Raw genomic sequence first — 16,895 nt, forward strand, 5'->3', positions numbered from 1 at the left:
CACGCGCCGCAAGCGCCGATCAGCCAGTTCTCAGAAGGTGCTCTGCCAGACTGCCGAGGTTTTCGCTGCCAAGCTGGCTCATGTTGGCCTCAATGTCAGCTTTCAGGATGTGAACGAGATGGTCGATCCCTCGTGCTCCGAACGCTGCAACAGCATATTGAAAGGCACGCCCGACCATGACGAAATCCGCACCTTTCGCCAGGGCACGCATGATGTCCAATCCCCAGGCAACGCCAGAGTCGTAGATCAGTGGCACATCTATTCCGACCGCCTCGCGGATGTTCGGGAGTTGGTCAATCACAGCGGGTCCGGCTTCGAATTGACGCCCGGAGTGGTTTGAGACCCAGATGCAATCCACGCCCTCGGCCACCATTTTTTGCGCGTCCTCCGGCCGCAAAACACCCTTGACGATCAGGCGACCCCCCCATTCCTGCCGTAGTTCGCGCAGGTAGTCCCAATCTGGAATCCCACGGATCAGAGCGCCTGCATGAGTAAAACTTTCTCGTCCGCGGGTCGGGACGTAATCGTCAAAGAACCGCATACGTGGCATGATGCCCTCGCGAAGATGTGCAAGGCACCAGGCGGGTCGTGACGCCATTTCTGTCAGCGTGCGCAGGTCAGTTTTTGGAGGCACCGTCAGATTGGCGCGGCGTTGTCGTTCGCGCCGACTCTCTTCTGGAACGTCCACCGTGACAATCAGCGTATGAAATCCCGCTGCCTTAATCCTCGGCAGCATGGCGCGACGCAGATCGCCGGAGTTCACCGGGTAATGCTGAAACCATCCGTTTTTTCCAATGTAAGGTGCCACATCTTCCGGTGAAGCAACCGCCACGCTGGACAACGAAAACGGAATATTGTGAGCAACCGCAGCCTTTGCAAGCATCCGCTCTGCTCCTGCCCACATCAGGCCGGACATACCTACCGGTGCTATTCCGAATGGCAGATCGTAAGTTCTACCCATCAATGTAGTCTGTAGGTCGGCCTTTGTTCGGCCGCATAGTACACGCGGCATGAACCCGATGGCATCAAGTGCGTCCCGGTTGACCTTCAACCCCAGCTCCCGGCCGGTCGCGCTGTCGAGGTATTCGAAGGCAAACTTCGGAATGCGCTTTTGTGCGGTTTTCCGAAGGTCTTCTATCGACGGGTGGGAAAGGTCCAGATCCATCCGGGTCCTCTGTTCGTTGTCTAACGTTTGAAGCTCCTCAGTCGGTCACCAAAGGGATGGCAGGGCCAAGGAAATTACGGGCACATAGGTGATGAACATCAACAAGATCAGCATGCCGACAAAGAATGGCAGGATCGCCCGGCTGAGGCTTTCGATGGAAACCTTCGAAATGCTACTGGCCACGAACAGGTTCACACCCAATGGCGGTGTGCAGAACCCAATGGCCAGGTTGACCGTCAAGATGACACCAAAAACGATCGGATCGACACCTAGCGCGGTTGCAACCGGCAGCAGGATCGGCGTCATGATGATGATCGACGAAATCGTCTCCATGAACATTCCGATCACCAACAACAGCAGATTGATCAGCAACAGGATGATGATTGGGTTGTCGGACAGGCTGGTGATCGTTGTTGCGAGCTCTGTCGGGATTCTTGCGAGCGTGATCAACCTGCCAAAGGCGGTCGCCATGATCACCAATATCAGAATGGTCCCGCTGGTCTTTGCACTGCCCGCCAAAACCTCTGGCAGGTCCTTGAGGGTGATGTCGCCATAGACGAATATGCCGATGAAAGCGGCATAGACTACGGCCACGGCACCGGCTTCGGTTGGGGTGAAGATACCGCTGTAGATGCCCCCAAGGATAATTACCGGCACCAATAGCGCCCAGATGGAAGACCGGAAGCTCTGCCAGACGCCTGGGCCTGAGAACGTAGTCGTCGATTGCTGAACAACCTCGTCCTTTCGCAGCAGAACACGAGCGACCAACATGAACATGAGGGCAAAAAGGATGCCAGGAACAACGCCTGCAAGAAACAGTTTGCCGATCGAAACCTCGGCAGTAACACCATAGATGATGAAGGGAATACTTGGCGGGATCATTACACCGATCATTCCTGAGGAGGCTGTCAATGCGCCGCTGAATTTGCGCGTATAGCCGACCTTTTCCATCTCTGGGATCATGTTCGACCCGATGGCGGCTACGGTCGCAGGAGATGAGCCGGATATGGCGGCAAAAAACACACAGGCGAGCACGTTCACATAAGCCAGCCCACCCCGGATATGACCGATCAGCGCATTGGCAAATCCAACCAGTCGGCGAGACATTCCGCCGTGTTGCATCAGGTCGCCTGCCAATATGAACAGAGGGACGGCAATTAGAGGAAAGGAGTCCGCGCCTGTTACCACCGACCGTGCCAGAAGAACCATGGGTGGTGTGCCATCTACAAAGACCATCACGATCATAGTGGCCAAGCCCAGACAGATGCCAATAGGCACGCTGAAGAGCAACAGGGCAAAGAGCGTCAAGAAAAGCGTTGTTGCAAGCATACCGGGTTCCTCACGCTTTGGTTCCTGCGATCAGACGCAGGGTTCGGAACAGATGTTGAGTGACGCGGATCGCGGACAGGCCCGCGCCAATCGGCGCCGAAGCATAAAGGATCGGAATCGGTAGCCCCAAAACGACCGAAGTCTGGCTGGCGACAAAAGGCTGTCGGATAAGCTTGATGCATTCAATTGTTAGAACGATCAGAAATCCAAGGACAAGAAGCGCGATCACAACATCCGCGTAAAGCCTTGCGCGCTCGCTTAGGACATCACGCAGGACCGTGATACCCACATGATCGCCTGTGTGGAACGCATAGCTGACGCCTAGCCAGACAAACCATACAAACAGCCAAAGCGTTAGCTCTTCGCCCCATGAAAGAGAGGCATTCAGAATGTAGCGCATGAACACATTTCCAAAGATCAACAAGACAATCGCGGCCAAAAGTGCACTGGCTAAGACCTTTTCGGCATTCATATCGATCCATTTGATAACCGACACCGTTCACCTCCCCTTGAACGAAAGGGGCACCCGAACTTTCATGGCGCGGGTGCCCGTATTGGCTGAGTAGTCTGAGGGTCAGCTTCCGCTCGCTGCGGAAACTGCCGCTACCCAGTCGTCATAGGCTTCAGCGCCAACCTCGTCGCGATACTGCAGGCGGACGCTTTCGGTTTTGTCGGCAAAGGCCTGTCGCTGCTCTGCAGTCAGTTCCAGAACCTCGACACCAGCAGCACGAATCTGTTCCAGTTGTTCCGCATCTTCGCTCGCGACCAGTTCAGCCTGATATTCACGTGCGGCGGCCATCGAGTCCCGGACCAGTTGCTGATGCTCTGCGGACAGCGATTCAAAGAACGGTTTGGAGATGACGGGCATATAGACCGCAAAGACATGGCCCGTGGTCGAAAGGTATTTCTGAACCTCGTAGAAACGCTGTGAGGTAATGATCGCCAGTGGGTTTTCCTGGCCGTCGATCACGCCTTGCTGGAGAGCAGAATAGACCTCACCAAAGTTCATTGGCGTCGGGTTGGCTCCGAGCGTTTCGAATGTCGCCACATGCGCCGGAACCTTCATGGTACGTAGCTTGACACCCTCGAGATCTGCGGGGGTTGCAACCGGACGGACATTGTTGGTCACATTGCGTATACCCAATTCAAGCCAGCCAAGACCGACCAATCCCTGGTTTTCGACCCGTGCAAGCATCCCATCACCAGCATCACCATCAAGAACATCAAAGGCGATGTCCTTGGAGGAATACATGTAAGGCAGTTCAATTACTGCAAAAGCCGGATCCCAGCCCGCGAAGAAAGAGGAAGGAGGAATGGCCATTTCCAGAACGCCGGTTTGAACACCTTCGATCATCTCGCGATCAGGGCCCATCTGCGACGAATGGAATATCTGTACGTCGATCTCACCATTCGAGCCAGCTTCGACCAGTTCTTCAAATTTCAGTAGCGCGCGATGCATATGAAACGCTTCTGCTGCGCCATGCCCAACCTTAATGACTGTTTCAGCGGATGCTGCAAAAGCAAGCCCGGCTGACATGACGACGCCAAGCGCCAATGTTGATTTCTTGAACAAGGTATCCTCCCACGGATTTAGTTATTTTCGATCTATTATCTGAGATATCAGATATAATATAGAAATCAAGCTTACATGTGCTATTGTGTTAGAGAGACGAAATAGGACGAAGTGAAAATGACCGAGATTTTGCAGATTAAGCGCCCGGATTCGTTGAGTAAAACTGCTGAAGAGCATATCCGAAAAGGCATAATCAATGGCACGTTTCAATTGGGTGAATCGTTGCCGGAAGTGAAGCTTTCAAATGCCATGGGCATCAGCAAAACTCCGATTCGCGAAGCGCTATCGGCATTGAACCTTCAGGGGCTCGTTCAGATATTTCCTCATCGAGGAGCCTTTGTATTCTCTCTTTCTCAAGAGGACGTGGTGCAGCTTTGCCAGTATCGGCTCATCCTAGAATCCGCAGCTTTGGAGCAGTCGCTTGAAAAGAACCCTTCGGTTCTGATCAATGAGCTGGCTACAATTGTTTCTAAGATGTCAGAAGCGCAGGAAGCGGATGAATTCGAGCAGTACTTGGAACTTGACGCCGAGTTTCACGACGCGTTTTTCAGGTCCTGCGGAAACAGTTACCTGCGGGATGGATATCAAAAAGTCAGTGATATCGTCCAAACTATGCGGACACATCTGTCCAAGCGTTCCAATCGAACGAAGAAATCTTTCAAGGAACATCAAGCGATCACATCGCTATTGGGCGAGAGTAAAGTAAAAGCAGCAACGAACACCCTCAAACGTCAAATCACTCGCGGTGAGCGTTCTTATTCCGATTTGGTTGGTCTGAAGCAAGCATAAGTATCCTGCCATCTGAACACTGTGCCAATAGAAAGCGCATTTGGCGGCAACTGGAGGCTTTCCAGTCTCCTGTATCAGGCCTTTAACATCCAGTGGTTACGAGACCTGCCATTTGAGGCGAAGGCCGTCGATAGAACTACTTTTGCTAAGTTACAAAACCCCGCCAATTTCATGGCGCCGGTTAGCGCTTTAACCTCTGTCCAAACGGCTCCCTGGTACAGCGGGGTTCGGGTGTTGAATGATAAGTTTGCGAAATTCGCCTAGTAAGCACAGTAATTTAACTTACCTTTCAGGTCCCGCGTCGCTGATCCAGGTGTTAGAGACAGGCGGTAACCACGGCGAGCTACATAGCTTCCAGCGTATGTGCGAGACCGTTTCGGATGTGATCTTCCAACAGTTTCTTGGCCGTGTCGGCGTCTCTGGCCAGTGCTGCATCGAACATGCCCTTGTGCTCCTTGACGGCCTCTTCGCCGCGATACGTTAGTACGAGCATCTGGTACCGCAGGTACTTGTCGTAGATGATCGAGTGCAGAGACAGAAGGTTATTGGAGTTGCAGGCCGCGATCATCGCTTGGTGAAACTCCCAATCATATCGTTTCCAGGTTTCTTTCTCAGACTCGTCGCCCTTGAGAAGCTGCTGTTCCATCAGGTGCAGTTTGTGGTGTGCGGCAACAAGGTTGCCTTCCCAGTCCGTGTCGCCATTCGCAATGGATAACTCCAAAGCGTGGCATTCCAACAGGACCCGCAGCTCTGAAATCTCGGTTAGGTCTTCTCGTGAGACTGGCGTGACCAGGAAACCCCGTTGCTCGGGAGCTTCGACAAATCCATCGCTGGCGAGCCTGTTTAGCGTTTCACGAAGTGTCGAAAGGCTTGCCGAGTAGCGTTCCTTCAAGGCGTCCAGCTTCAGTTTGGAGCCGGGCTGCAGCTCCCCGAAGATGATGTCCCGCTTGATGCGCTGATAGGTGCTTGCACCTATCGTAGACGGCTGTTTCGCCATGCGTTTCACCCGATATTATCAGTTTCCTCGTTCAATTAGCATTTTTCAGAGACATCAGCAATCCAAACTGATGTATGGTAAAAATAAAAATATCATACATTATTGCGGAATCGCGAAAACCCCAATACGGTCGTGGCCAAGTTGGGCAAAGCAGCCCGATCGCAATCATCGGTTTCGGGATTTTCCGGACCCTCCGGAAGGAAGCAAAGTGTCTAAGAACTTTCGCATTGCCATTGTCGGCATTGGCCTTGTTGGACGCCGCCACGCAGACGCTATCCGAGCGTTGCGCCATGTTGATCTCGTCGCGGTGGTCGACCCCAGCGATGAAGGCCGTGCTTACGCCGTTGAGCATGGGGTCGCATGTTACGAAACCCTCGAGGAAATGTTAGCAAATCAGACGCCAGACGGAGCTGTTCTGGCGACTCCGACCACGCTTCATGTCGAGCAAGGCCTCACGTGTGTTCGACATGGTTGTCCCGTTCTTGTCGAAAAGCCGATCGCCGTGGAAGCCACCGCTGCACTCGAGCTTGTTCAAGCAGCGGAGAAGGCCAATGTGCCACTGATGGTCGGACATCATCGTCGACACAATCCTCTGATCCGGTCGGCTAAGGAAGCCATTGTCGATGGGAAGATTGGAAATGTGCGCGCTGTCCATGCGAATTGCTGGTTCTATAAGCCAGACGAGTATTTTGATGCTGCGCCTTGGAGAAAGAAACCCGGTGCAGGGCCCATCTCGGTCAATCTTGTCCACGATGTTGATCTGCTTCGGTACTTGGCCGGAGAAGTCATGACCGTACAGGCGCAGTCGGCTTCATCGCAGCGGGGTTACGACAACGAAGATGTCGCCGGCGCGCTGTTGACGTTTGAAAGTGGGGCGATCGGGACCATAAGTGTGTCCGACAGCATCGTCGCTCCGTGGAGCTGGGAGATGACGTCTCAGGAATATCCAATCTATCCGTCGACCACTGAGAGTAGTTACATGATCGGTGGCTCTCATGGTTCGTTATCCGTTCCCGATCTTCGCCTGTGGAGTTACCAGAGAGAGCAAAGGGATTGGTGGACGCCAATCACATCAACCGCGCTGAAAAAGGGTGCGTCTGACCCTCTGGTCAATCAGCTTAGGCACTTTGTTGAAGTTGCTCGGCGCAAAGCAGATCCGATTGTGTCGGGATGGGAAGGTTTTAGAACGCTTCAAGTTATTGAAGCTATTCAGAAATCCTGCAGGACTGGCGAAACCGTCAGGATAAGAAACCTTCAGGAAACGCAGCAGCAGAGATTGCAGGTAATAAAAAATATCTGATATTTTGTAAAACATCTTGCAAAATGCCTAAAATAGGTCAAAACTCTGAATCGCAAAAAGAAGCATCATGATGTCTCAGGGAGGAGCAAAGTGATTACCAAACTTACCCGCCGGGCTGCTGTATCAGCCCTGGTTGCAACCGGTGTTCTGTTTAGCGCGACAAGCGGTGCGCTGGCAGACGACAAAGTCCAACTTCGCCTCGCAACATCAGGATCGGAGACTGACCAACGCTCGGTCGCCATGGCCGAGGTTTTCGCGCCCATGGTCGCTGATTTCGCAAGTTATGAGCCCAGCTACAACGGCACGATCTTCGCGCAAGGCACTGAGCTGGACGCTATCAGTCGCGGCAATCTGGAGATGTCGATCACCTCGGCGCAGGAGCTGGCACAGTTCTTCCCCGAGTTTTCGATCTTTACCGCAGGCTATGTCCACCAGGACGCCGCGCATCAGGTGGCTGTCTTCAACGATCCCTTGATGGATGCCTTCAAGCAAAAGGCCGAAGAAGAACTGGGCGTCAAACTACTGTCGGTCATGTATCTGGGCCGTCGTCAGGTGAACCTGCGCCAACCTAAGGATGAACTGACCGTCAGCACTCCGGCTGATCTGGAGGGTGTGAACCTGCGGATGCCGGGCACCGATGCGTGGCAGTTCCTTGGCAAAGCGCTGGGTGCCGCCCCGACACCAATGGCGTTCTCAGAGGTTTACACAGCTCTGTCGACCGGTGCCGTTGACGGTCAGGACAACCCATTGCCGACCGTGGTAGATGCCAAATTCTACGAAGTGACCAATCAGATCATCCTGACATCGCACCTGGTTGACTTGAACTACATCGCCATCGGTAAAGAGGTTTGGGACGGGCTGACACCGGAACAGCAGGCTAAGGTTCAGGAAGCTGCGGATGCTGCGGCCGAATCCGGTCGCCAGAAGCAGCTTCAGAAAGAAGAGGACCTTGTCAGCTTCCTCAAGGAGCAGGGCATGGAGGTCTACGAGCCTGACCTGGCGGCGTTCCGCGATCAGGTACAGTCGATGTATCTGGAAAGTGAATTCGCCGGATCATGGCCCGACGGTGTACTTGAGCAGATCAATGCTCTGGGCAACTAATGTCGTCTGAAGAAGGGAGGGAGAACCACGATGAATGGCTTCATAAAGGGGTTCTCCCGACTGACCGAAGCGATTGCCGGTGGGATGCTGGCGGCAATCTTCCTAATCTTCCTTCTGCAAATTCTTCTGCGGTACTTCTTTACCCCCGCCGGTTGGACACTTGAACTGATAGGCATCCTCTGGGTCTGGGTGATCTTTTTTAGCTGCGCGTTCATCGTGCGCGAGAGAGATCACGTGAAGTTCGACATCATCTATCTTTCGGTGCCGATGCGCGTTCGTCAGGTCTTTGCGATGCTGGCGGCTGCGGCGATTGTGGTCGGGATGCTCTACAGTTTCCTGCCGACGTGGGACTACATCGACTGGATGAAAATCCGCAAAACCTCGACTGTGCGCAATCCGTTCTCTGGTGAGAAGATACCGCTGCGCACCGTGTTCTCGATCTATGCTGTCTTCATGCTGGTCGTGGCCGCACGCTATGGCTGGCTGTTCTTCGATATCATGCGCAACGGCCCGCCCAAAACCGAACTTGAAATGGTCGTGGGATTTAACGTGGTCGACGATCACCCCCGGGTCGACGGTGAAGACGACGAGGACGCAGACAAATGAGTTTTGAACTTCTTTCCTGCCTGCTCGCTCTTTTTCTTCTGGCAGGCATCGGGACACCTATCGGCTATTCCATACTTTTGGCCTCATTAGTGTACCTGGGCACGGCCGGATTGGACGTCGCCCTCGCGGGTGAGAAGATCCTGCAAGGCTTCTACAAAAGCACGATTCTGCTTGCCGTGCCTTTGTTCATCGTCGCCGCGAACATAATGAACGCGGGGTCGATCACGGACCGGCTGCTGAACTTCTGTGTTGCTGCGGTCGGGCGGTTCAAGGGCGGCCTCGGGCACGTCAACGTGGTAGCGTCTCTGATCTTTTCGGGTATGTCCGGGTCGGCCGTCGCGGATGCAGCAGGGATCGGTAAAATCATCATTGAGATGATGACCAAGGATGGCCGCTACAGCCGAGGCTACGCAGCGGCGATCACGGCGGCGTCGGCAACGATCGGGCCCATTATTCCGCCCTCCATCCCGATGGTTTTGTACGCGCTCATTTCCAAGGCCTCCATCGGGTCTCTTTTCCTGGCCGGTATTCTGCCAGGCCTGATCATGGGCGTCGTCCTAATGGCGATGAACTACTATCTGGCTGGAAAGCGGAACTTTGCATTGGAAGAACCTGTTCCGCTGCGCGAGTTGCCAACTAAAACCGCCAACGCGTTCCCGGCACTGCTGATGCCCGCAATTCTGCTGTACGGCATATATGGCGGCGTCACCACCCCGACCGAGGCTGCCGCCGTAGCTGCATTCTACGCCTTGCTACTGGCAGCATTGTTCTACCGCGCGCTGACCTTCCGTGGCCTCTATCAGGTCTTCGTCGACAGTGCCCGTTCGTCGGCGGCCGTTGGGGTTGTCATTGGTGGCGCGTTCATTCTGAACTTCATCGTCATTCAGGAGCAAATCCCTCAGACGATCTCGGCACTGCTGGAGGGTTCGGATGTCAGCCCGATTGTGTTCCTGATCCTCGTAAATCTGCTGATCCTCGCGCTGGGTTGCGTGTTGGACGCGACAACGATCATTCTTGTGATCGTGCCCCTGTTCATTCCAACCTGCGAAGCGCTTGGGATTGATCTGGTGCATTTCGGGGTGCTGGTCGTCGTGAACTCGATGATTGGTCTGATTACGCCGCCCTATGGAATTCTGCTCTTTGTGATCAACGCCGTGACGGACATTCCGCTGCGTGAAATCATCTCGGAAATCTGGGCCTTCCTGGCGGTGCTCATCTTCGCCCTCATGATCATGATGCTGATGCCGGATCTGGTCCTGTGGTTGCCGCGTATGTTTGGATATCAGGGATAATGTGCCTCTCGGTTTCGACAACGTCGATCCCCGGTGATCTGGCCGAAAAACTGAGTGCTATCGCTGACGCAGGGTTCGGAGGTGTCGAATTACACGAACCGGATTTGACCGCTTTTGATGGGCCGCCATCGCAAATTCGGAACATTGCATCAGATCTCGGCCTTCAGATTTGCCTGCTGCAACCCTTCCATAACCTTGAAGGCCAGTCCGGCGGTGGACGAGAGCGCGCCTTTGATCGGCTGAAACGCAAACTCGACCTGATGAGCGAGTTGGGTACGGAATTGCTGCTTATCGGGTCTGCCTTCGAGGTCGATGTCGACGTGACCGAAGAACAGGTAATCGCAGATCTTGGCGAAGCGACCGAGATCGCGAAAGAGATGGGGTTGCGTCTGGCCTATATGGGCTTGCCATGGTCGAACCTTATTCCTTCGGATACGCAGGCGCTAGGCATCGTTGAAGCAATCGACAGCCCTCATTTGGGGTTGGCTTTGAATTCCTTCTTCTCGCTCGCTGACGGGTCCAAACCCGCCCGCCTTCGGGACATTCCCGGCGAGCGGCTGTTCCATGTGCAACTGTCCGATGCGCCCCGGCTTGAGATGGATATACGTCGGCTCAAACGGCACTTTGGGCTTCTGCCGGGGCTTGGGTCGCTGAACCTTGCGGGCTTTGTGCGCGTGCTTGCCCGCGCCGGATACAAAGGGCCTTGGTCGGTTGCACGCGTCAACGAAGCAGCTCCTCAACCCGGTGGCCGGACACTGGCTCGAGACAGCTACAGGTCGCTGGTGAACCTCCTGGATGAGGTATCCCGGACCGAGCCGGGAACCGATTTCGGCATCCCGGACCTGCCGGAACGCGTCTATGCGTCAGGCTTCGAATTCGTCGAATTTACAGCCGACGAAACAAGCGGCGCGCAGCTGGCAGATATGCTGTCAGCAATGTGTTTTCGAATGGAGCGAAAACACGTTACCAAATCCGTCGAACTGTGGCGGCAGGGCGCGATAAACATCGTTGTGAATACCGAGAAGGAAGGTTTTGCCCATTCGGCGTTCCTGGGTCACGGCCCCTCCGTTTGTGACATGGGGTTGCGTGTCAGGGATGCGGATCAGACGGTTCAGCGGGCGACCGCGTTGGGCGCGCCGAATTTCTCGCAGCCAGTAGGGACCGGGGAACTGGACATCCCGGCCATCCGAGGTGTTGGTGGCAATGTTGTCCATTTCATAGATGAGAAATCCGATCTGCATCGGGTTTGGGACATCGAGTTCGAGCCAGTCGCCAAGACCAAAGCGAGCCAGCCCGCCGGTCTGCGCCGCATCGACCATCTGGCACAGACGATGCGTAACGATGAGATGCAAAGCTGGCTGCTCTATTACATTTCGACTTTTGAGATGGCGAAATCCCCGATCTTGAACGTTGCCGACCCGTCGGGTGTTGTGCAAAGCCAAGCCATCGAAAGCCCCGAAGGCGAAGTGCGTTTAAACCTGAATGGTGCAGTTGGGCGTCGAACACTGGCGGCTTCATTCCTTGAAGACGGTTTTGGTGCCGGTGTTCAGCACATCGCCTTCCAGTCGGACGACATTTTTGAAACCTCAGCCCAATTGCGGAAGTCCGGTTTTCCCAGCCTTTCCATCCCAGAAAACTACTACGCTGATCTGCAAGCGACATTCGGGTTAAGTGAGGAGCTGATCGCCCAAATGCGCAGGGATAACATACTCTACGATCAGGCGGCGGGTGCCGAGTACTTTCAGATCTACAGTCGACCTATCTTTAACGGCTTTTTCTTTGAAATTGTTGAGCGCCGAACTGGTTACGCCGGCTATGGCGCGCGTAACGCTGCGTTTCGATTAGCGGCGCAAACGCGACACCACGTGGCGGAAGGAACAACCTAATATGAAGGCCGCACTAATCGGACAAGCGATTTCTGGCTCCATGACGCCTGAGATGCACGAGGCGGAGAGCCGGGCGCAGGGTATCGATCTGAGCTACGGTAGGATCGACACGGCAAAAGAGCCATTTCGTGGAATGTCGGTCGCTGATTTACTGCATTATTCCATTGAATTAGGCTGTGCGGCGGTCAACGTGACACACCCCTACAAAGCGTCGGTCATTGATCATCTTGATGAGCTTTCCAAGACTGCTGAGGAACTTCAAGCTGTCAACGCGGTAGTTTTTCGTGACGACCGAATGGTTGGCCACAACACCGATTACATAGGATTCCACAGTGCCTTCGGAGATTTTTTGGGATCATCGAAGACTGAAACGGTTCTCATGTTTGGTGCTGGTGGCGCGGGCAGTGCAGTCTCTTTGGCTTTGCTTGATTCAGGTGTTCGAGATCTGGAGATCATCGATCCTGACTTCCAACGAACGCAGGCGCTGGTCAGTCGACTAAAGGTCTTGCGCCCTCGTTCAAAGCTTCAGGGTTCCCCCTCGATTTCGTTGGAACGGGTCAAATTTGTGGACGGAGTGGTCAACGCGACACCGCTCGGGATGGATAAGTACCCAGGGTCGGTAATTGATCCATCATTGTTGCGGCCGGATGCTTGGGTGGCAGATATAGTATATTTCCCGCTTGAGACACACCTTCTGAGCAGCGCCCGCACAACTGGGTTAAAAGTGATGAATGGTGCTGGAATGGCAGTTCATCAGGCTGCAGCGTCTTTTGAGATCTTCACCGGCTGCACCGCCTCAATCAGCCGTCTTCAAAGCGTTTTCGATTCACTTCGTCAGCAGCGCATGCGCGAGTTTAGAGGTGCAACGGCATGACAAACGACGAGCAAGTCATCCGTCAATGGTGGCGCACATCCATCATCGACATGAAACCCGGAAAGATCGCTTTTCGCGGCCATCCTATTGAGGACCTGATCGGAAACGTATCTTTCCCACAGATGATCTGGCTGATGGCGCGGGGCGATCTGCCCAGCGACGCTCAAGCGCGCCTGTTCGAGGCTGCTTTGGTCGCAGGCGTGGATCACGGTCCGCAGGCTCCCTCGATTGCGGCTGCGCGTATGGCCGCCACCTGCGGGGTAGGTCTCAATAATGCGATGGCGACTGCGGTGAACATGCTGGGCGACGTGCACGGCGGGGCAGGAGAGCAGTGTGCAGAGCTTTACTATGATATCGCAGTCCGCATGGATGCGGGAACTTCGCTGAATGACGCTGTTCGGGATGGCTTGGACGTTTGGCGCGAGACCTACGGCAAGATCGTATCGGGCTTTGGTCACAGGTTTCACAAGCCTGTCGACCCACGCGCGCCACGATTGTTGCAACTTGTTCGTGATGCGGCGGCAGAAGGCACAGTTTCTGGCCGGTTTGCCGATATCGGAGAAGAGGTTCAAGCCGAACTCGGTCGTCAACGAGGCGGTCGGCCAATTGCCATGAATATTGACGGCGCGACAACTGTGATCTTCTGCGAACTTGGCTTTCCTGCGCCCTTGTCACGAGGGCTGTTCTGCCTGTCCCGCTCGGTCGGAATACTCGCCCACGCTTGGGAACAGATGAACCAGGGTGGCCGCAACAAAGGGCCGATGCCCCCGAATTACTTACCCCTCTACGAAGATAGGAATGATGACACGTGAGACATCGAAATCCTTCCGGGTCGGCCTTATTGGCTGTGGTCGTATCAGTGATATTTACCTAAAGACACTATCCAAATTTTCGAGCGTCGAAGTCGTGGCTTGTGCAAGCCTTGATCCTTCGGAAAGCCGCGCCAAAGCGGATCAATACGGTGTCGCCCAGGCCTGCACGCCAGATGAAGTGTTTGACGATCCGACGATTGACTGCGTTCTGAATCTGACAATACCGGCGGCGCATGCCGAAATCAGCCTGCGCGCGCTGGAGTCGGGGAAACACGTCTATTCCGAAAAGCCACTGGTCATGAACCGAACGGATGGCAAGGCGATCCTGCACATGGCCTCTGAAAAGGGGTTGCTGGTCGGTTGCGCACCCGACACATTTCTGGGCGGTCGCTGGCAGACCGTTCGGCGCTTGATCGACGAGGGTACCATTGGCAAACCAACAGGGGTTTTTGCCCATGTCGGTACCCACGGGACGGAGCGCCACCATCCTAACCCGGACTTCTACTATCAGGCGGGTGGTGGGCCTTTGCTGGACCTTGGACCATACTACCTGACCGCGATGATCTGCTGTCTTGGACCAATTGACCGTGTCGCCGGAATGGCGCGGCGGACATTTGACCAGCGGATGATCGAAAACGGTCCGCGCAACGGAGAGTGGATGAATGTCGAGGTCGACACGCACTCCCTGAGCCTGCTGCAGTTCTCGTCCGGTGCCATCGGGTCAATGACTATGAGTTTCGACGTTTGGGACAGCGAAACGCCGCGGTTCGAGATCTATGGTGAAAACGGCACCATCAGCATCCCTGATCCTGACCCGGTTCATGGGGCCAATATCTTTCAAGGAGATGTCTGGTTGAAGACACGGGAGACCTCGCGCTGGGCTCATCAACCTCGTCCAACCGGTCGCGAAGACTGGCAGGTGGTCGAAAACAAACATGGGTTTAACGAAGACAGCCGTGGCCTCGGCCTATTGGACCTGGCTCTGGCGGCACAAGAAGGACGCCAACCCCGCGCGAGTGGAGCGGTTGCCTACCATGTGTTCGAGGTCATGGACGCGATTGAACGGGCGCCGAAATTTGGTGCTTACCAGACAATAGAAAGCCGTTGCGAAGCACCGGAACTTCTGCCGGTCGATTTCCTGAACGATGAGAGAAAGGAGTTGGCGCATGCCGATTGAGACACTCGACTTTGCGCAGCCATTCTTTCGCGTTCAGCACATAACCGATGAAGACAGAATATCTGTCGAGGGTCGTGCAATTGTTTTGAACCTTGGGGGACGAGACCTTTCGGTCGTGGATCAGACCGTTGCACCGCTTTCGTCTGTCATCGTGCAAGACAGCACGCTTAACAGCGTAGAACGCGCGGTAATTGTCTACGGTTTCGACGCCCATGGTGATGACAATAAGCTGTTCGCATGGGTGAAAGATACGTGGCCATCTGCTTTTGATGTTCGCCAAGAGGAGCGTCTGCGCGGTGTCAGCCATTACATGTCGCCGAAGGTTTTCGTGGGTAACGTCGGACTGACGATGTACCACTCGGGCTCGGTTCCGCTGAATGTCGGTTTGCACAAGGATCATCCGTTCTGTCCGGTGCCGGGGTTCCGCGAAGTGCATACGCAAATTGTTGGCTTCGGTAAAATGCAGCAATGTCGTGAACGGGACGTTGAGACGCTCTATCTCGAAGAATTTATGGCGCCGGGCACGACGCACAAGCCGATGTATGACGCCGAAGGCAACTATCCCTGGCATCAGTACGAGACGATTACCCCAAGCATATTCATGGCGGTGGAAATGCTGCCCGAGGGCGCACGGGTCCTGGAAATGGAGGTTCAGAATGGCTGAGAGGCTTCTACCTGAAAACCTGAACTTCGACGGTCCCTTTCCGCGCTTGTCTCGCCGTTTGCGGCTGGGCGTTGTTGGAGGTGGACGGATCTCGGTCACGCAAGCAACGGCTGCGCGGATGACCGACCGGTGGGAGGTCGCGGCTGGCGCGCTCAGTTCCGACGCCGAGCGCAGCAAGGCGCGGGGGGCCGAGTGGTATCTGCCAGCGGACAGGTGTTATGCTTCGTTCGAGGAGATGGCACAGGCCGAGGCGGCGCGCCCGGATTGCGTAGATGCCGTAATGATCACTACTCCGAACCACGTTCATTTCGACGCGGCCAAGGTATTTCTGGAAGCAGGCATTGATGTGCTGTGCGACAAGCCGCTGACCAATGAAGTCGCCGAGGCAGAGGGGCTTGAGGAGATCACCGCGCGCGCAGGGCAGGTTTTTGCCGTAGGTTATGCGATGTCGTGTTTTCCGGTCATCCGTCAAGCCAAACAAATCGTGGCGGAAGGCGGCATCGGCAAGATCAACCAAATCCATGTCGAGTTCATGCAAGACTGGATGACGCCCGAAGATGTGGCTGATGCGCCTCATGTCAAATGGCGGCTGGATCCAAAGATTTCTGGCCCGACCAGTTGTGTCGGCGATATCGGCACCCATGCCGCGCATCTTGCTAGTTTTGTCTCGGGCCTGCCGATGACCGACCTGAGAGCCGAGTTTCATGTCTGCGGTGCGCCAAAGCCTTTGGAAGACACAGTTTTCATGTTCACCCGTTACCAAAATGAAGTTCCAGGAACCCTGATGGCGACGCGCCTTGCCCCAGGAAATCGGGGTGGGTTGCGGTTGCGGATATTCGGTAGCGAAGGAGGCCTCGAGTGGGACTTGGAGAATTCGGAACAGCTGAAGTTCAATCGGTTTAGTGAGCCGGATCGTATCATCAGCCGAGGTCACGGGCACGGCGTTGGCCCCAACGCGGAACGCCTGATCCGGACCGCGCGCGGCTTCCCCGAAGGGATTATTGAAGCCTGGGCCAACCTCTATACGGAATTTGCCATGGCCGTAGCCGCGCGTCGGGATGGCGTTACCGTTCCGGCCGATTGGCTTGCTTATCCCAGTGTCGAACAAGGTGCAGACGGTGTCCGATTCATTGAAGCCTCTGTGCGCTCTCACCAGTCCGGAGGGGAATGGGTCACTCTCTAAGGCTCTGCCAACACGAATTTAAATCACGCCCGGGCAATGGCCCGGGCGATTTGCTTTCCTACCTGGTATTGAGAGTTGATATTTTAAAAAATATCAGATATTTTTTACTACGTGTGATGATTCTGAGATTCGCAGACACGTGGAGCT

General features: G+C 54.9%; 16 protein-coding genes. 11 read left to right on the top strand and 5 right to left on the bottom strand.

The features are described 5' to 3' along the window. Nucleotides 1–19: 19 nt before the first annotated feature. From ACR0AU_RS18365 to ACR0AU_RS18380, 4 genes are all read right to left on the bottom strand, one after another. Nucleotides 20–1,165, bottom strand: coding sequence for an alpha-hydroxy acid oxidase (locus ACR0AU_RS18365; protein ID WP_170734014.1), 1,146 nt, complete (start codon nt 1,163–1,165; stop codon nt 20–22). A gap of 45 nt (nt 1,166–1,210) precedes the next feature. After that, complete coding sequence (locus ACR0AU_RS18370) at nt 1,211–2,494, bottom strand: TRAP transporter large permease (protein ID WP_170734015.1); 1,284 nt, start codon at nt 2,492–2,494, stop codon at nt 1,211–1,213. Nucleotides 2,495–2,504: 10 nt separating this feature from the next. Then, the gene (locus tag ACR0AU_RS18375; protein ID WP_170734016.1) at nt 2,505–2,990 is read right to left on the bottom strand and encodes a TRAP transporter small permease; all 486 of its coding nucleotides are present in this window, start codon (nt 2,988–2,990) and stop codon (nt 2,505–2,507) included. A 78-nt stretch (nt 2,991–3,068) separates the two neighbouring features. Continuing rightward, nucleotides 3,069–4,067: a TRAP transporter substrate-binding protein gene (locus ACR0AU_RS18380; protein ID WP_170734017.1), complete on the bottom strand. Its 999-nt coding sequence runs from the start codon at nt 4,065–4,067 to the stop codon at nt 3,069–3,071. Between the two features lie 117 nt (nt 4,068–4,184). Here ACR0AU_RS18380 and ACR0AU_RS18385 point away from each other — a divergent pair, with 117 nt between their 5' ends. After that, nucleotides 4,185–4,856, top strand: a complete 672-nt coding sequence (locus ACR0AU_RS18385) for a GntR family transcriptional regulator (protein WP_170734018.1) — start codon at nt 4,185–4,187, stop codon at nt 4,854–4,856. Between the two features lie 343 nt (nt 4,857–5,199). On the opposite strand, the gene ACR0AU_RS18390 is transcribed toward ACR0AU_RS18385, so the two are convergent. Then, nucleotides 5,200–5,853, bottom strand: a complete 654-nt coding sequence (locus ACR0AU_RS18390) for a GntR family transcriptional regulator (protein WP_170734019.1) — start codon at nt 5,851–5,853, stop codon at nt 5,200–5,202. Between ACR0AU_RS18390 and ACR0AU_RS18395 the strand changes: the two genes are divergently transcribed. The 10 genes from ACR0AU_RS18395 (at nt 5,852) to ACR0AU_RS18440 (ending at nt 16,748) form a co-directional block, all read left to right on the top strand. Continuing rightward, the gene (locus tag ACR0AU_RS18395; RefSeq protein ID WP_480439442.1) at nt 5,852–7,153 is read left to right on the top strand and encodes a Gfo/Idh/MocA family protein; all 1,302 of its coding nucleotides are present in this window, start codon (nt 5,852–5,854) and stop codon (nt 7,151–7,153) included. The two genes, ACR0AU_RS18390 and ACR0AU_RS18395, sit on opposite strands and share 2 nt — an antisense overlap. A gap of 90 nt (nt 7,154–7,243) precedes the next feature. Next, nucleotides 7,244–8,254, top strand: a complete 1,011-nt coding sequence (gene dctP, locus ACR0AU_RS18400) for a TRAP transporter substrate-binding protein DctP (protein ID WP_170734020.1) — start codon at nt 7,244–7,246, stop codon at nt 8,252–8,254. A 30-nt stretch (nt 8,255–8,284) separates the two neighbouring features. Beyond that, complete coding sequence (locus ACR0AU_RS18405) at nt 8,285–8,860, top strand: TRAP transporter small permease (protein ID WP_480796053.1); 576 nt, start codon at nt 8,285–8,287, stop codon at nt 8,858–8,860. Then, the gene (locus ACR0AU_RS18410) at nt 8,857–10,152 is read left to right on the top strand and encodes a TRAP transporter large permease (RefSeq protein ID WP_480796054.1); all 1,296 of its coding nucleotides are present in this window, start codon (nt 8,857–8,859) and stop codon (nt 10,150–10,152) included. The genes ACR0AU_RS18405 and ACR0AU_RS18410 overlap by 4 nt, the downstream gene beginning before the upstream one ends. Beyond that, the gene (locus tag ACR0AU_RS18415) at nt 10,152–12,038 is read left to right on the top strand and encodes a bifunctional sugar phosphate isomerase/epimerase/4-hydroxyphenylpyruvate dioxygenase family protein (RefSeq protein ID WP_480796055.1); all 1,887 of its coding nucleotides are present in this window, start codon (nt 10,152–10,154) and stop codon (nt 12,036–12,038) included. Before ACR0AU_RS18410 ends, ACR0AU_RS18415 begins: the two co-directional genes overlap by 1 nt. Before the next feature lies 1 nt (nt 12,039). Continuing rightward, entirely contained in the window at nt 12,040–12,912 is an 873-nt protein-coding gene (locus ACR0AU_RS18420) for a shikimate dehydrogenase (protein WP_480796056.1), read from the top strand. Beyond that, on the top strand, nt 12,909–13,724 hold the full coding sequence (locus ACR0AU_RS18425) for a citryl-CoA lyase (protein WP_170734025.1): 816 nt from the start codon (nt 12,909–12,911) through the stop codon (nt 13,722–13,724). Before ACR0AU_RS18420 ends, ACR0AU_RS18425 begins: the two co-directional genes overlap by 4 nt. Next, complete coding sequence (locus ACR0AU_RS18430; RefSeq protein ID WP_480796057.1) at nt 13,714–14,901, top strand: Gfo/Idh/MocA family protein; 1,188 nt, start codon at nt 13,714–13,716, stop codon at nt 14,899–14,901. Before ACR0AU_RS18425 ends, ACR0AU_RS18430 begins: the two co-directional genes overlap by 11 nt. Further along, entirely contained in the window at nt 14,891–15,565 is a 675-nt protein-coding gene (locus ACR0AU_RS18435) for a hypothetical protein (RefSeq protein WP_170734027.1), read from the top strand. Before ACR0AU_RS18430 ends, ACR0AU_RS18435 begins: the two co-directional genes overlap by 11 nt. Beyond that, on the top strand, nt 15,558–16,748 hold the full coding sequence (locus ACR0AU_RS18440) for a Gfo/Idh/MocA family protein (protein WP_480796058.1): 1,191 nt from the start codon (nt 15,558–15,560) through the stop codon (nt 16,746–16,748). Before ACR0AU_RS18435 ends, ACR0AU_RS18440 begins: the two co-directional genes overlap by 8 nt. The last annotated feature ends 147 nt before the right edge of the window (nt 16,749–16,895 follow it).

This window comes from Ruegeria sp. CG1 (genome assembly GCF_056537265.1).

Bases quoted from the DNA above. Each gene is read 5' to 3' on its own strand.
- ACR0AU_RS18425 (WP_170734025.1), top strand. From the start codon at position 12,909: ATGACAAACGACGAGCAAGTCATCCGTCAATGGTGGCGCACATCCATC.
- ACR0AU_RS18405 (WP_480796053.1), top strand. From the start codon at position 8,285: ATGAATGGCTTCATAAAGGGGTTCTCCCGACTGACCGAAGCGATTGCC.
- ACR0AU_RS18390 (WP_170734019.1), bottom strand. From the start codon at position 5,853: ATGGCGAAACAGCCGTCTACGATAGGTGCAAGCACCTATCAGCGCATC.
- ACR0AU_RS18395 (WP_480439442.1), top strand. From the start codon at position 5,852: ATGCGTTTCACCCGATATTATCAGTTTCCTCGTTCAATTAGCATTTTT.
- ACR0AU_RS18420 (WP_480796056.1), top strand. From the start codon at position 12,040: ATGAAGGCCGCACTAATCGGACAAGCGATTTCTGGCTCCATGACGCCT.
- ACR0AU_RS18385 (WP_170734018.1), top strand. From the start codon at position 4,185: ATGACCGAGATTTTGCAGATTAAGCGCCCGGATTCGTTGAGTAAAACT.
- ACR0AU_RS18410 (WP_480796054.1), top strand. From the start codon at position 8,857: ATGAGTTTTGAACTTCTTTCCTGCCTGCTCGCTCTTTTTCTTCTGGCA.
- ACR0AU_RS18435 (WP_170734027.1), top strand. From the start codon at position 14,891: ATGCCGATTGAGACACTCGACTTTGCGCAGCCATTCTTTCGCGTTCAG.
- ACR0AU_RS18370 (WP_170734015.1), bottom strand. From the start codon at position 2,494: ATGCTTGCAACAACGCTTTTCTTGACGCTCTTTGCCCTGTTGCTCTTC.
- ACR0AU_RS18430 (WP_480796057.1), top strand. From the start codon at position 13,714: ATGACACGTGAGACATCGAAATCCTTCCGGGTCGGCCTTATTGGCTGT.
- ACR0AU_RS18440 (WP_480796058.1), top strand. From the start codon at position 15,558: ATGGCTGAGAGGCTTCTACCTGAAAACCTGAACTTCGACGGTCCCTTT.
- ACR0AU_RS18365 (WP_170734014.1), bottom strand. From the start codon at position 1,165: ATGGATCTGGACCTTTCCCACCCGTCGATAGAAGACCTTCGGAAAACC.
- ACR0AU_RS18415 (WP_480796055.1), top strand. From the start codon at position 10,152: ATGTGCCTCTCGGTTTCGACAACGTCGATCCCCGGTGATCTGGCCGAA.